Origin of the sequence: Moorena sp. SIO3E8 (assembly GCF_010692445.1) — a bacterium.
GTDB classification, from domain to species: domain Bacteria; phylum Cyanobacteriota; class Cyanobacteriia; order Cyanobacteriales; family Coleofasciculaceae; genus Moorena; species Moorena bouillonii.
Genome location: NZ_JAAHHM010000158.1, coordinates 1 through 13,469, shown reverse-complemented (window position 1 = coordinate 13,469; position 13,469 = coordinate 1). Strand labels below are relative to the sequence as shown.

Genomic DNA, 13,469 nt, shown 5'->3' with positions numbered 1-13,469 from the left:
CCTACTCAGCTACCCTGGCCATAGGCCACGCGGGGCGCGTTCGGTGCGCGGGAAAGTCACGCCCAGGTCGATAACAGTCGCCCACGGCTGTGCCTGGGAATCCCCATCCCTGCGACGGGTGGGGAGGTTCAATCCTGAAAATCTCTGAGGGGGGGTGGATTAATCCTCCACCGTTCCTTCTGAAGGCCACAATAGCCGTAATGCCATCAAAGCAAAGCCAATGGCTGCGATCGCTTTTAGTAGACGAGTAGGCAATAGATGAGCCACCCCTCCCCCAGCGACTACACCCAGAAAGCTAGCAAGTATCAGTGCCGCTATAGTTCCCAAAAACACAGTACGGGGGGAATTGAGACTACCACTGAGTGCGATCGCAGCCAATTGGCTTTTGTCTCCAATTTCAGCTAAAAATACAGTTAGGAAACTTAGTCCTAGTAATTGCCAATCCATCTTCTAATCACTAATTCATAACTAATTCAGTTTGATTGCGTCCCAAAGAAGCATAACTGATATAAACAGTAAAAGTGTTCCGGCAGCAGTATCCATCATCTCAGGGGAGAAGCGCTTAGCGAGCCAATGACCAATCAGTACACCTAGCAAACTAGTAGATATCAGTGCTGCGGCAGCACCAACAAACACAATCCATGGAGACTGGGATTCGGCAGTGATTAGTAGTGTGGCCAATTGGGTCTTGTCTCCCATCTCCGCTAGAAAGATGGTTAGGAAGGTTGAACTAAAGATTCCCCATACAGCCATCTGCTTTGCTTTTACTGGCTGACTCTGGTCAGATTGAGTCACTGGAAAACTGCTCAAGATATAGGTACTCTATACAATTTACCAAAATTTGCTTGACACTCCCCGCTTTAAAAAGACGGGGATTCTTAGATCTACGACCGGCCTTAAACCTTTCGCCGTAGGCGACGCTTCGCGAACGTATCCTTGCGGCAATACCTAAACCGAAATCCCGTCAAAACCAAGATCCTAGTTCAGTTTACGAAAGACCCAGCGGGCTAGTCTCCTTAAGCGTTCGGTTACTTTTTGAGAAGTGCCTTATGAAGTCCGTTGCTTCCCTGTTTCACCTGGTTTCGGCGTGCCCCGCCGTACCGTTCTTTTCTCAAAATGTGATCTTGCTGGGTTCACACACCAATTGTTAGTTGATGATTGGGTTTTTAAGGAGGATTTTCCCTACCCTCCGGGCATTTCTTCTTTAAGGTCAAGCAGTGGCGGGTCTCTCTCCCGGTTGCGCCATCGCCAAAGGCGACGCTACGCGAACGGATTTGCAGCCTGTACCCATATCTAACTAATACTCTAGCGCGCATGTATTGTCAACCTTTTTTGGCAAAATTGTGTCTAGGCGACTAAAGTCGCAGCGAGCCTACATCCGGTGGTTTAAAAACGCGGGGTTTTGGCTTGTGGGAATTTCCATAAATTCTGAGGCTGTGATCACTCTGAAATCTCCAAATGTAAATTCTTAAAACAAGTTGAGATTTTTCTCCCCGAAAATTCTTATGATTGCTTTGATTGCTGATCAATTTATCAAATATGGGAGAAACTACATTGATTAACTCAATTTTGTTAGCTGCTGTGGAAACCTCTGTTCCGGTGACCCCAGAGTGGAGTCCCACAGTGGGGATAGTAATGATTTTGTGTAATCTGTTTGCGATTACTGTTGGTCGCTTTGCCATCAAAAACCCCGGTCAAGGCCCAGCTTTACCCGGTGCCTCTGGACTGTTTGCCAATTTTGGCATCCCTGAACTGTTGGCAACTACTAGCCTGGGTCACATCCTAGGCGCTGGTGTCATCTTAGGTCTAGCCACTAGTGGTGTTTTGTAAGGTCTGAAAAAGAACTTGGCTCCAGGGGAAGAGAGGGGAGAGGGGGCAGTGGGAGAAGCCCTAATTAGTCGAAAATCATTTTTGAGTTTTGATATCGTATTTGCTTCCCCTTCCCGATTCCCCTAGCAATTCTGGTTGAACTCGCTGCAAAAATAACACGACTGCCGCTGAAAACGACCCCTCGATCACCATCAGGGGGATATGGGCAACCATTAGCCCGTAAATTGCTGTCCGTTCTGTTGCCACATTAATAGTAGCAGGAATATTGGTAATGACTAGGACGAAGAATATTAGCGTCGCCACTCCCAAGCCAGCAGCACCTGCCAAGAAGCTGAAGATAGCAGTAACAATTCGATTGCCTTTACCAAACACGCGCCGCAATTGGAACAGGTGATAAGCCAAGATTGCTGATATTCCCATCATCGCTGCATTTATCCCGAGGGTGGAGAGTCCACCATGCTGGAACATAACTGCTTGAAAGAACAAACCAATCAGAATGGCAGGAATGGCATAATAACCTAAAATTGCCCCTAACAAGCCATTCAGGACGAAATGGACACTCGCTGGTGGGATGGGGAGGTGAATTGAGGATGCTACAAAAAAGGCAGCGGTCAGTAAGGACGCTCTGGGAATTGCCTCCTGGGGGTTTTGATGTTGATCAATTCGACGTAGGGCATACCAAGTGAGTCCACCAGTAGCTGCATAACCAGCAAGACAGACAGAAGCAGGGAGAATACCATCAGGAATGTGCATTAGTTTTCCTCCCTAAGAAAAAGAGTGCTGTACCCACAAATCCCCAGACACCAGCAGCTGCCATGAGCATTCTCTGAACAGGGGTGTAAGTAGGACTGGTTGATGAGCTCATTAGGTAGTTACCCGCTGCTGATGACTGACCCGCTACAGCAGAATTCTCTTCACCAAGAGTAAGAGTAATCATGCCACCGTGACCAGCTTGGCGCACCTGAATTGTCCAATTTCCCTGCTGAGCGTAATCGGGAGCAAAGATAAACCTGCCGTTGGTGTCACTAGTCCCTGTCTGCCAAGGAGTGGTAGGATTATTGGGAGCATAAATGGTTACTTGGGCATTAGACATCGGTTTACCAGTGTCGTATTTAGCATTAATCTCAATGGCCTGGATAGTTTTAGATTCAAGCTTAGTGCCGTGAGCCTCAGCATTAACTGACCAACTCAAGACAGAAACCAGGCTCAGTAGCATCAAACCTTTCCACTTCATCCTTAATTCTTGACTGTTGAGTGTTGACTGTTAAGCTAGTGTGCATTTAATTGGCATATTTTCTACTTAAGGCCTTTGGCCACGCTACGCGAACGGGAAAACTCCTCAATCCCTCTGACCCTCTGCCAATCTCCCACTCTCCCCCTCTTCAAGAGTCATGCAAAGCGCGATTGGTCAGAGCTGAGCAGGTTTGATTTTTATAGCACTACCCTTCGATTTTTTCTTGTCTGGATAAGGACTCTAGGTTAAAAGACTCTGGGGTTTGGAGTAAGGGTGTTGGGTAGGTCATGACCTGGAAATTGGCATGGATGTACAGTGACCTTCACCGACATGACCTAGGTTAGGCAGAATCTCTTGAGTAAGCTGCTGATAGGTGCGAGCTGGGAGTGCTGATTGAAGCTGAGCCATTGTCACCTCTAGTTTGCCGTCCTTAGCTAGTGCAGCGAATGGCTCAAATCCGATCGCACCAGTGTTGAGGGGGTCATTGGCGGTCACATCACTATCGCCAAAAATGTGATCGAAGTGGAAGGTAGCTTCTATGTCCGCTTCCCCATCCTTGGCTAGAATCCCTTTGCGCTGATCACCGACAAATTCACCACAGCGGTATTCAATCTCTTGGTCAAGTTTGATCACAAAATCAATGGTTTGTCCCTGCTTACTGGCTTTACCACCCATCACTAGGGTTTGACCCATTGCTGGACCAGTGTTGGCTTTGACTATTTTCCAGGAAAGAGCATTGTAATGACCAGTTGGTGCATCAGCTATCTCAGCAATCAGAATTGGCTCGGCATCCTCTCCCCCTTCCGCTAAATCGATGGTTTTGGGATTGGGGAGGATAATTTTCTCTTCGACTGAGATTTCCTTTACTTTATCGGGGTTATAGGGAGGGTTAGCTTGGTAAGCGGTCACGTCCGCTAGGTTGATGTAAACCCGATCGAAAGATATTTGCCAACTGTCTTTGGAAATAAAGCCCTGTCGGACAAAGTCTTCACCGTTAGCCCGAAATTGCAGCTTGCCATTCCCTGCTGTAGGCTTAGTCTCGCTCTTTGGTTTACCATCACTACAGCCTGAGAGGCAAATTACAGCTATAACCATTATATTTACCCATATTTGCACCTTTGTGATCATGATTATGCGATCGCTTCTACCTTCGCTTCTACCTTAATTAGTATACAAAACTTAATAAAACTCAGTTTTGGGGTAATTTACAATGCCCCTCTCCCCCATCTGCCCACTGCACACTGCCCCATCTGCCCACACTTTCCTATCTCCCCAAACTTCCCAAACTTCCCACACTCCCCCCTCTCGACCCACACCCCCGCGCCCGGGATACATCACTATTTTCAGTAATTTAGCTGATAGTTTTAATACAAATGGCTGAGGTTTATTAAAAAAAAATAATATTATCCGTTGATTTTGAGCAGTTTTCAGTTTAACTTCACAGAATCTTCCTCAAGATTAACATGATTTTTATATAAAAATAGCGGTTTTTTCTGTTATTTGTAGATCCAAGTAGCCTATCTAACGGTCATCAAAATAGTTCCTATAAATTCATGAATTGTTCATAAAGTTTAGCATTTATAAAAAAAAATATGTAGACTAATTTTAAACTAATCATGTAGACTAATTACTTAGCAAAATAACCCGCAACGAAAGCAATTAACACAGGTTAAATTATCAATTAATTTAGTTTGCCAATCAAAAATATAAGCTTTAAGTGGCAAACTATGACCGAGTCAACTTGAGGATGAAGCGATAATCAACAGACCCATTAGTTATGGCTATCTTAGGACATCAATTACGAGATAAATTACGAGCTGACCAAAAGGGTGCAGGTAGTACTACAGGGAGATATTTAACCCCATTTCAACAAAAACTTCTGCAAAAAAGTTTGGAATTGGATATATCAGAAAAATACCGTCAGCGTATTCAAATTATGCTGCTGGCGGATCAGGGGAAATCTCAAGCTGAAATTCGCCAAGCCTTAGGCTGTTGCCCAGCGACAGCTAGGCATTGGATCCTGATGGCTCGGACTGGTCAAGCACTCAATTGGCAGGATAATCCCATTGGTCGCCCTAAGGCGGTTAATGAGCAATATCTTGAACGGTTACAGGAACTGGTAAAACAGAGTCCTAGGGACTGTGGCTATTCATTTCGGCGCTGGACAGCTCATTGGTTGAGTAAGCATTTGGCTAAGGAATTGGGGGTTGAAATTACCCCTCGCCATGTGAATCGCTTGCTCAAAGAGATGGGATTGTCCACTCGACCGAGAAAATCCAGTAAGGCTCAGTCAAAGACGACTGAGAATGGGATGAGTGGGGTTAGCATTATGATTCATGACTTGCAATCGGCTGTTCTACCTGATTCTTCAGCGATTATGCTCTCTTACACAAATAGGATAACCCTGAGTACCAATGGTTAAAAGTTCATCTGCTCCAATAATTTCTCCTCAACAATTGAGCAAGACTCTGGGATATTCTCTGTCTCCATCAGAATTCCAGCGCGTCCTAAAACGATGTCAATTCAAAGAGCCTAAGGTGGGCAAGTTTTGGCACGCAGGAACTAGTAATGCCAATAGTAATGCCAATAGTAATGCCAATAGTAATGCTGGGATCTATATCATTATCGCTGGTAAGGTGAGACTACTCGATGGGGCAGGTGAATTAATCACTACCTTGGAAACTGAGGAGTCTTTTGGCGAATTGACCTTGTTCCCAGAAGTTGACTTGGAGCCCTATTTGGCTAGAGCTTCAGTGAATTTGAAGCTGTGCTTTTTACCAGCGGATGTGGTGTTGGCTCTGATGGATCGCTATCCCCAAATCCGAGACCATTTGTGGAATACAGCACAATTGCGAGACTCCCAGTGCCAAATGCGATCCTCTGAAAGAGCCGCTACGGGAACGCAAAATCCTACCTCAGCTCACTCCGCCACTCCCTTCACCTCTGGATCCCCTCAAAAAACCAAGTCCCAGAAAAAAATCAAGAAAGCTTTCTTCCCTCATCCTGCTCAGCGTGTGGGACATTGGTTTCAACGGGTGAGTAGGCGCTATCCATTTTATGCTCAACAGAGTGCTAGCGATTGTGGTGCAGCCTGTTTGGTGATGGTGTCTCGCTACTGGGGCAAGCAGTTTAGTTTAAATCGCTTGCGGAAGTTGGCCAATGTCAACCGGGATGGAGCATCCCTGCGAGGACTGTGCTTTGCTGCGGAAAGTGTTGGCTTTTCCACTCGTCCGGTGCAAGCGAGTTTCGATGAGTTGGCGAAGCAGAAGTTACCAGCAATTGTTCACTGGGAGGGGAAACATTTTATTGTTGTCTATGAGATTACTAAAACCCATGTGGTGGTATGTGACCCAGCTCTTGAGCAACGCACTCTCACCCATCGCGAGTTTAATCAGGATTGGAGCGGTTATGCCCTGCTACTGGAACCGACCCTAAAGTTTAAGGATACTAAGGAGTCCTCTACATCTATCTGGCAGTTTTTTGAGTTAATTAAGCCTCATTGGCTGATGCTGGTGGAAATCTTGATAGCGTCAATATTTCTCCAGCTGTTTGGATTGGTTACGCCCATTTTCACCCAGTTGATTCTAGACCGAGTGGTGGTGCAGCGCTCACAGGTAACCTTAACAACAGTAGTGCTGGGATTACTGTTGTTTAGCTTCTTCCGGGTGGCGATGACAGGGTTGCGGCAGTATCTGCTGGTTCACACGGCGAAAAGGATTGATTTGGCCCTGATAGTGGGGTTTATTCGCCATACCTTCCGATTGCCCTTGAGTTACTTTGAATCTCGTTATGTAGGAGACATCGTATCACGGGTGCAGGAAAACCGCAAGATTGAGCAGTTCATGACCGGTGAGACCTTGTCGATTCTGCTGGATTTGCTCACTGTCTTTATCTATGGGGGCATGATGTTTTCCTACAACTGGCAGATGGCACTGGTAGCGCTAGTGATTGTACCACCGTTTTCGATCTTGGCATTGGTGACCGCACCGTTTTTACGACGGATTTCTCGGGAAATTTTCTATGCCAGTACTAAGCAGAATAGTTATTTGATTGAAGCTCTGTCTGGAGTAAGAACCGTGAAAGCCTCGGCGGTAGAACAGACGGTGCGCTGGCATTGGGAGGAGTTGCTGAATAAATCCATCAAGATTGGGTTTTCTGGACATGTGTTTAATACTCAGCTGCAAATGGTGAGTGGTACTCTGGAAGCGGTGACAAGTACCGGTTTGCTGTGGTTTGGGGCGTCCCTGGTGATTAACGACCAGTTAACCATTGGACAGTTGGTAGCCTTTAATATGGTGCTAGGGAAATTTACGTCTCCGTTCCAACGCCTGACGGTGGTATGGAATAAGCTTCAGGAGGTCTTAATTTCTGTGGAACGGATTAATGATGTCCTTGATGCCGAACCGGAGGAGGATTTACAGCAGCAAGATAAGATAACTTTAGGTCAACTCCAGGGTCATATTCGGTTTGAAAATCTCACGTTTCGCTATCACGATGACAGTGATATCAATGTACTGGAAAATCTTAGTTTTGAGGTCAAGCCTGGGCAAATGGTAGCCCTAGTGGGACGCAGTGGTTCGGGGAAAACGACGATTTCTAAGTTGGTGTTGGGGTTTTATCCCCCTACCGATGGTAAGGTGTTGATTGATGGATTGGATATTACGTCGATAACGACACAGTCCTTGCGATCGCAAATGGGAGTAGTAGACCAAGATACCTTCCTGTTTGGGGGAACCATTCAGGAAAATATTAGCCTCTGTCATCCTTCCGCTGATTTAGAGCAGGTGATCAAAGCGGCCCAATTAGCAGGAGCCCATGAGTTTATTCAAGACTTGCCTATGGGCTATGAGACTCAGATCGGGGAAGGGGGAGGAATGTTGTCCGGGGGACAACGACAACGGATTGCGATCGCACGAGCACTGATGGGCAATCCCAAATTGTTGGTTTTAGATGAAGCTACCTCTCATTTAGATCCAGAATCAGAACGAATTATTCAGCGAAACTTAAATACAATTTTAAAGGGACGGACGACATTAGTAATTGCTCATCGCTTATCAACAATTCGCAATGCCGATTTAATTTTAGTGATGGATAGAGGAATATTAATTGAGAGTGGAACTTATCGGGAATTGATGGAAAAGCGCGGACATTTCTATTACCTAAACCAACAACAGGTCACGGTAACCCAGTAATCCCTGTGTCGAGAGTGTGGGAAGTGTGGGGAGATGGGGAGATGGGGAGATCGGGAGATGGGGAGATGGGGAGATCGGGAGATCGGGAGATGGGGAGATGGGGAGATCGGGAGATGGGGAGATGGGGAGATCGGGAGATGGGGGAGTGTGGGGAGATGGGGAGATCGGGAAGTGTGGGAAGTTTGGGAGGTGTGGGGAGATGGGGAGATGGAGAGTTAGATTAGCAACGGTTGTGATTTTCCTGACTCCCGACTCCCGACTCCCGACTCCCGACTCCCGACTCCCGACTCCCGACTCCCGACTCCCTGTTCCCTGTTTCCTGTTCCCTGTTGCTTTTGCTATATAAAAAATTACAAATAATAAAGAACAAATGACTAATTCATCGAATGGAAGAACTGCGACTCAACTCCAGGATGCTAAACAGATTGAACAGGATTTAATGTCTCCTCAACTCCAGAATGCTAAACAGATTAAGCAGAAAATATCTCCTAAGCTAGAGGTTTTGAAGAAAGATGACTCCAGGGAGGATTGGTCTTTTGCTACCAAAGAACTTCTCGATAGTCTACCCCAAGCTTGGACTAGAGGATTGTTGTATTTATTGGTAATATGTATTAGTGTCCTTGTTCCTTGGACAATGTTTTTTAAAATCGATGAAACTGGAAGTGCTAGGGGACGACTAGAACCCCAAGATAAGACGATTCGCTTAGATTCCTCTGTGATGGGAACTGTAGCTAAACTTTATGTAAAGGAAGGAGAATCCGTAAAAACTGGGCAGAATTTAGTTGAACTAGAATCGGACTTAGTCCAGACTGAGATCCAGCAGTCCCAAAAGCGATTGGAAGGTCAACAAAATCAGCTTAATCAGTTAAAATTGATGAAAAATCAGTTAGCGATCGCCCTTCAAACTCAGGAGCAACAAAATCAAGCCCAGCAGTTGGAGAAGTTGGCCCAGGTTGAACAAGTGCGACAAACTTTAGGAGCCCTTAAGAAATCTTATAATTTACAAAAAACAGAACAATTAGCTCAGTTAAATCAGGCCAAGCAATTGCTAGATCATAGTCAACTGGCCTATAATCTAATGGAAAATCGCATGGAAAATGCCAAGCGGGAGGTGGCACGGTTTAGAGATGCATTTAATGAGGGGATTGTTTCGGAAATTCAGTTGGTAGACCGGGAAGATATGGCTCAAGATCGGCAACGGTTGTATCAACAAACCCGATCAGACCTTGAGCAAGCGAAGTTACGGTTAACAGAGCGAGAAAGTACTTATGAGCGCACCTTGCGCCAAACCGAATCAGAGATTGAACAGGCGCAATTGCGTATACGGGAGCAACAGAAAAGTTATCAGGGTTTAGTCGAAGCCGGGAAATTGGCTATACTTCGCTCTGAGGAGAATTTTAAAAATATGGAGGCAGAAATTTCTAGACTTGAGGCTGATATTGCTCAGAATAAGAGTCAGATCGAGGGGTTAAGGTTTCAGTTGTCTCAACGGGTGATCAAATCTCCGGTAAATGGGACAATATTTGATTTGCCGATTTCTGGTGCCGGTTCAGTGGTGCAGCCAGCAATGATGGTAGCAGAAATTGCCCCAGAGAATTCTTCCTTAAGTCTCAAGGCCCACATGACAACACAGGAAAGCGGTTCCTTGAAAACTGGGCTACCAGTAAAGTTGAAGTTTGATGCTTATCCCTATCAAGATTATGGGGTGCTAGCCGGGGAAATTACCAGCATTTCTCCCACTACAGAGGAGGTGGATACGCCTCAGGGCAGGATAGCGGTGTATAGCTTAAACATTGCCCTGAAAAAAGACTGCATTGACTCAGGGAATAAGTGTATTCCTTTGCGTCCGGGGGATACTGCATCTGCTGAAGTAATTGTTAGACGGCGTCGGATTATTGATTTGATTCTTGATCCGTTTAAGCAATTGCAGAAGGGGGGAATAGGACTTTAGCATTTGTATCTGGGTTGTAAACACACGAATTGCCGAAAAAGGCAAGAGGCAAGAGGCAAAAGGAACCCACCCCTAGGGTGTGTCTTCAAACTCGGAGATCCCCCTAAATCCCCCTTAAAAAAGGGGGACTTTGACTATGGCTCCCCCCTTTTTTAAGGGGGGCTGGGGGGGATCTAAATCTTGCGGAAAACTTTGAAAACACGCCCTAACCCCTCCCAGGAGGGGAAAGAGATCCGCAGTTTTATTTTCCAAGAAAAAAAAGACCTGCTAGATTTACATCTCAAATGCAAACGCTATATAGCTTATGGGGTGACAAGCAGCATTATTGTAAGCATTATTAGCCTTAGTGGGTGACCGGGTGTGGGCTATAGAGAAGCGATGCATCGCTACTTGATTAACTCTTGCCTCTTGCCTCTTGCCTTCCCCTCCTGGGAGGGGTTAGGGGTGGGTTCCTCTTGCCTCTTGCCTCTTGCCTGTCCTTAGGCTATATCATTTACGCAATCTTTATCAAAACCCACCATTTTTTTGGTCTAAGGGTAAGGTCATCACCCCTTACAAGCAGGTAGCCAACTGGGGTTGGGGTTAACTCCCTAAATTCTTTCAGTAATGAATATATTTTACTTAATCTTTATCAACAACTTTCCAGTTTTATAATATGCTATAAAGCTAGAGATGTTTAATTTTAATAATCTCAAAAAAAGCGAATCCTATAGCAATGGTTGTAAGGGTGTTTATCAATTAAAGCAATGAGGTAAACAGGAGTTTTTTCGACTGCCCTGTTGGGTGCATCTAATTAAAGCTGTTTGACCCGGTGGGTGGAATGGACATCTTGCCCGTTTCATTTCCAGGCGGGCTGTCTCAACACTGGCTACGAGGCTAAAAATGAGGGAGTTTCCTTCCCTAACGCACCCTATATAACATTTACAAAAATGAGATGCACCCTCCCTAGTCTCTGTTACCTATTCCCTGTTACCTGTTACCTTTTGATATCAATCCTCTGTTTACATTTCCAATAAAAAGCTATATACTACCAATTAATCAGTAAGCCTTCAGCAACTCAGATTAAACGAATGGTTACCTGTTTTATTCAAAATTTCCGTAGCTTACTCATAGCCCATAAGCACATCAAGTAGCGTGGCACAGGCTTCTAGCCTGTGACCCATTAACTGATAGCTGATAGCTGTTCGCGTAGCGTGCGCGTAGCGCTTAAGCTGATAGCTGATAGCTGATAGCTGTTCGCGTAGCGTGCGCGTAGCGCTTAAGCTGATAGCTGATAGCTTACACTAATCACTAATCACTAATTACTAATTACTAATTACTAATTACGGAGTAAATTATGTCTAAACCTATTACGATTACCGAAACCGATGTGATTCAGGAACTGAAGCTATCCCGCCAAATGCGCGAACTGGTGGAAAAGATTGTCAAACACAAAACTATCATGTCCGTGGTGGCAGATTTTGGAATTGAGGCAACGGAAGAGGAATTGCAGAAGGCGGCGGATAACTTCCGGGTTCTGAATCACCTCCAGAGTTCGGATCAGACCTGGGAGTGGCTGCGCTACCATGGCTTGTCGTTGGAGGATTATCAAGAAATGATTCGCTACAACTTGCTGTCGGGGAAGTTGGCGGAGCATCTGTTTAAGGATAAGGTGGAACCCTATTTCTATGAAAACTCGTGGGATTATGAAAAGGTGGTGATATATGAAGTTCCGATAGATGATGAGGATTTGGCAATGGAACTGTTCTACGCTATCCAGGAAGGGGAAACGAGTTTTTTTGATGTGGCTCATCAACACATTGAGAATCAGGAGTTACGGCGCACTGGGGGCTATCGCGGACTCCTGCAGCGCCAGGATTTTATACCCCAGCTGTCGGCTTCTGTGTTTGCGGCGACTCCCCCGCAGTTACTGAAACCAATTTTTGCCGGTGGTGTAATGCGTTTGGTTTATGTGGAAGAGATTATTAAACCTGAGTTGGATCAAGGGTTGCGGACTCAAATTATGTCGGAGTTGTTTGAGCAGTGGTTGGAGTCGAAGATGATGAGCGAGCAGGTGACGATAGACGTTGGAGAAGTGAAGGTTTAATAATGTTGAAGGTTGAAGGTTGAAGGTTGAAGGTTGAAGGTTATTTGGTTGAAGGTTGAAGGTTGAAGGTTGAAGGTTATTTGGTTGAAGGTTGAAGGTTAGAGGTTATTTGGTTAACTAGAGGGTTAACTAGAGCGTTTCTAAAGGATTCGTGAAGGCAAGACTAACTGAAAGTCTGATTTAAATGGGGTGCTTTTTTCACAAATCAACTGGAGATGCTATAGCAAAACCAAATAAATCATGAGTAAGCATTCAACTATCGGCGTTGCTGAATTAAGGAATGAATAGAGATTAGTGGGCATCCTACCCGACCCAAAAGATTGATAACGGGCAAGATGCCCATTCTACCAAGATGCCCATTATACAAAACTCTTAAAATCATGCCATTATTAAGCAACGCCCCTAACTCAGAGGTTACCTCTTTTATTCAGAAGCTGATAGCTGATAGCTGATAGCTTACAACATTAAATAATTTAGTAATACAGTTACTAACAGCAAATTAAATACTATCTAGCTATTTAATTTGAGGAGTGGGCTTCGATGGTCCTGTTGATCTCAGTCTCTCCCCATACCACTTTTTTCAAGTTTTCATTTCAACGAGAGGAAAGTGATTAACGGGGAGATGTTGTGTCTATTTTTTTAGGGAGTCGGGAGTCGGGAGTCGGGAATCGGGAGTCGGGAGTAGTGATTGAGCGCCGCCAAAGAGGTTTGCCATGGGGCTTACAGCAATGCAGCATAGTCTTGGGGGTTTCCCCCACTCGCGCTTTGCATCAAGACAGGTGCGCACACAGGTGACCCACTCAGCCCCTCCCCACTTGCGCTTTGCATCAAGACGGGGTAAGAAAATTGACTGTACCTCATATAGCAATTCTCTATCCCATGAGGTACAAAGGGATCCCCCGTTGGTCACCCTTATAAACGGGGACTTTGAGGTTGAAAAGCGTACCTCATAAATCCTAGAAACGCTATAAGTATGATCAACGCGCTTATAGCGGTTCTCATAGTAATGAGCTACACAGGATTTTTTCCCGATTCCCTACTCCCGATTCTAAATTCTAAATTCTAAATTCTAAATTCTAAATTCTAAATTCCCGATTCCCGATTCCCGATTCTCGATTCCCGATTCCCGATTCCCGATTCCCGATTCCCGATTCCCTACTCCCTACTCCCTGTTCC

Annotated in this window: 16 protein-coding genes; 9 read left to right on the top strand and 7 right to left on the bottom strand. The window is 45.4% G+C overall.

The genetic code is table 11. The features are described 5' to 3' along the window. Positions 1-159: 159 nt before the first annotated feature. Together F6K46_RS33840 and F6K46_RS33835 are read right to left on the bottom strand one after the other, a co-directional pair. Positions 160-447 carry a TMEM165/GDT1 family protein gene (locus F6K46_RS33840; protein WP_008179209.1) on the bottom strand — a complete coding sequence of 96 codons (288 nt, stop codon included), beginning with the start codon at positions 445-447 and terminating at the stop codon, positions 160-162. A 21-nt stretch (positions 448-468) separates the two neighbouring features. Then, entirely contained in the window at positions 469-795 is a 327-nt protein-coding gene (locus tag F6K46_RS33835) for a TMEM165/GDT1 family protein (RefSeq protein ID WP_075905499.1), read from the bottom strand. A gap of 744 nt (positions 796-1,539) precedes the next feature. On the opposite strand from F6K46_RS33835, the gene psaK reads away from it, so the two are divergent. Further along, positions 1,540-1,830 (top strand): photosystem I reaction center subunit PsaK, encoded by a 291-nt coding sequence (gene psaK / locus F6K46_RS33830; RefSeq protein ID WP_081431422.1) that lies wholly within the window; start codon positions 1,540-1,542, stop codon positions 1,828-1,830. Between the two features lie 75 nt (positions 1,831-1,905). On the opposite strand, the gene cbiM is transcribed toward psaK, so the two are convergent. Beyond that, positions 1,906-2,583 (bottom strand): cobalt transporter CbiM, encoded by a 678-nt coding sequence (cbiM, locus tag F6K46_RS33825; protein ID WP_075905497.1) that lies wholly within the window; start codon positions 2,581-2,583, stop codon positions 1,906-1,908. Then, positions 2,570-3,064 carry a carboxypeptidase-like regulatory domain-containing protein gene (locus F6K46_RS33820; protein ID WP_075905495.1) on the bottom strand — a complete coding sequence of 165 codons (495 nt, stop codon included), beginning with the start codon at positions 3,062-3,064 and terminating at the stop codon, positions 2,570-2,572. The genes cbiM and F6K46_RS33820 overlap by 14 nt, the downstream gene beginning before the upstream one ends. A 50-nt stretch (positions 3,065-3,114) precedes the next feature. Here F6K46_RS33820 and F6K46_RS33815 point away from each other — a divergent pair, with 50 nt between their 5' ends. Next, the gene (locus tag F6K46_RS33815) at positions 3,115-3,258 is read left to right on the top strand and encodes a hypothetical protein (protein WP_293067542.1); all 144 of its coding nucleotides are present in this window, start codon (positions 3,115-3,117) and stop codon (positions 3,256-3,258) included. A 91-nt stretch (positions 3,259-3,349) separates the two neighbouring features. On the opposite strand, the gene F6K46_RS33810 is transcribed toward F6K46_RS33815, so the two are convergent. Then, positions 3,350-4,159: a DUF4382 domain-containing protein gene (locus tag F6K46_RS33810; protein WP_293067540.1), complete on the bottom strand. Its 810-nt coding sequence runs from the start codon at positions 4,157-4,159 to the stop codon at positions 3,350-3,352. Between the two features lie 84 nt (positions 4,160-4,243). Then, positions 4,244-4,399 (bottom strand): hypothetical protein, encoded by a 156-nt coding sequence (locus tag F6K46_RS33805; protein WP_293036912.1) that lies wholly within the window; start codon positions 4,397-4,399, stop codon positions 4,244-4,246. Between the two features lie 442 nt (positions 4,400-4,841). Between F6K46_RS33805 and F6K46_RS33800 the strand changes: the two genes are divergently transcribed. The 7 genes from F6K46_RS33800 (at position 4,842) to F6K46_RS33770 (ending at position 12,293) form a co-directional block, all read left to right on the top strand. Beyond that, the gene (locus F6K46_RS33800; RefSeq protein ID WP_293067537.1) at positions 4,842-5,486 is read left to right on the top strand and encodes a helix-turn-helix domain-containing protein; all 645 of its coding nucleotides are present in this window, start codon (positions 4,842-4,844) and stop codon (positions 5,484-5,486) included. Next, on the top strand, positions 5,479-8,256 hold the full coding sequence (locus F6K46_RS33795) for a peptidase domain-containing ABC transporter (protein WP_293067535.1): 2,778 nt from the start codon (positions 5,479-5,481) through the stop codon (positions 8,254-8,256). Before F6K46_RS33800 ends, F6K46_RS33795 begins: the two co-directional genes overlap by 8 nt. A gap of 33 nt (positions 8,257-8,289) precedes the next feature. Continuing rightward, positions 8,290-8,475, top strand: coding sequence for a hypothetical protein (locus F6K46_RS33790; protein ID WP_293060512.1), 186 nt, complete (start codon positions 8,290-8,292; stop codon positions 8,473-8,475). Further along, on the top strand, positions 8,456-8,602 hold the full coding sequence (locus F6K46_RS33785) for a hypothetical protein (protein WP_158069876.1): 147 nt from the start codon (positions 8,456-8,458) through the stop codon (positions 8,600-8,602). The genes F6K46_RS33790 and F6K46_RS33785 overlap by 20 nt, the downstream gene beginning before the upstream one ends. Before the next feature lie 24 nt (positions 8,603-8,626). After that, entirely contained in the window at positions 8,627-10,207 is a 1,581-nt protein-coding gene (locus F6K46_RS33780; protein WP_293060514.1) for an HlyD family efflux transporter periplasmic adaptor subunit, read from the top strand. 360 nt (positions 10,208-10,567) lie between these two features. Beyond that, positions 10,568-10,690, top strand: a complete 123-nt coding sequence (locus F6K46_RS33775) for a hypothetical protein (RefSeq protein WP_293060516.1) — start codon at positions 10,568-10,570, stop codon at positions 10,688-10,690. An 853-nt stretch (positions 10,691-11,543) separates the two neighbouring features. After that, the gene (locus tag F6K46_RS33770) at positions 11,544-12,293 is read left to right on the top strand and encodes a peptidylprolyl isomerase (protein WP_293060518.1); all 750 of its coding nucleotides are present in this window, start codon (positions 11,544-11,546) and stop codon (positions 12,291-12,293) included. Positions 12,294-12,924: 631 nt separating this feature from the next. Here the strand turns inward: F6K46_RS33770 and F6K46_RS33765 are convergent. Continuing rightward, positions 12,925-13,203, bottom strand: a complete 279-nt coding sequence (locus F6K46_RS33765; RefSeq protein WP_293060520.1) for a hypothetical protein — start codon at positions 13,201-13,203, stop codon at positions 12,925-12,927. Positions 13,204-13,469: the final 266 nt, after the last annotated feature.

Coding starts and splice junctions, on each gene's coding strand:
- F6K46_RS33780 (WP_293060514.1), top strand. CDS start 8,627: ATGACTAATTCATCGAATGGAAGAACTGCGACTCAACTCCAGGATGCT.
- F6K46_RS33785 (WP_158069876.1), top strand. CDS start 8,456: ATGGGGAGATGGAGAGTTAGATTAGCAACGGTTGTGATTTTCCTGACT.
- cbiM (WP_075905497.1), bottom strand. CDS start 2,583: ATGCACATTCCTGATGGTATTCTCCCTGCTTCTGTCTGTCTTGCTGGT.
- F6K46_RS33805 (WP_293036912.1), bottom strand. CDS start 4,399: ATGTATCCCGGGCGCGGGGGTGTGGGTCGAGAGGGGGGAGTGTGGGAA.
- F6K46_RS33840 (WP_008179209.1), bottom strand. CDS start 447: ATGGATTGGCAATTACTAGGACTAAGTTTCCTAACTGTATTTTTAGCT.
- F6K46_RS33820 (WP_075905495.1), bottom strand. CDS start 3,064: ATGAAGTGGAAAGGTTTGATGCTACTGAGCCTGGTTTCTGTCTTGAGT.
- F6K46_RS33795 (WP_293067535.1), top strand. CDS start 5,479: ATGGTTAAAAGTTCATCTGCTCCAATAATTTCTCCTCAACAATTGAGC.
- F6K46_RS33770 (WP_293060518.1), top strand. CDS start 11,544: ATGTCTAAACCTATTACGATTACCGAAACCGATGTGATTCAGGAACTG.
- F6K46_RS33810 (WP_293067540.1), bottom strand. CDS start 4,159: ATGGTTATAGCTGTAATTTGCCTCTCAGGCTGTAGTGATGGTAAACCA.
- F6K46_RS33800 (WP_293067537.1), top strand. CDS start 4,842: ATGGCTATCTTAGGACATCAATTACGAGATAAATTACGAGCTGACCAA.
- psaK (WP_081431422.1), top strand. CDS start 1,540: ATGGGAGAAACTACATTGATTAACTCAATTTTGTTAGCTGCTGTGGAA.
- F6K46_RS33790 (WP_293060512.1), top strand. CDS start 8,290: ATGGGGAGATGGGGAGATCGGGAGATGGGGAGATGGGGAGATCGGGAG.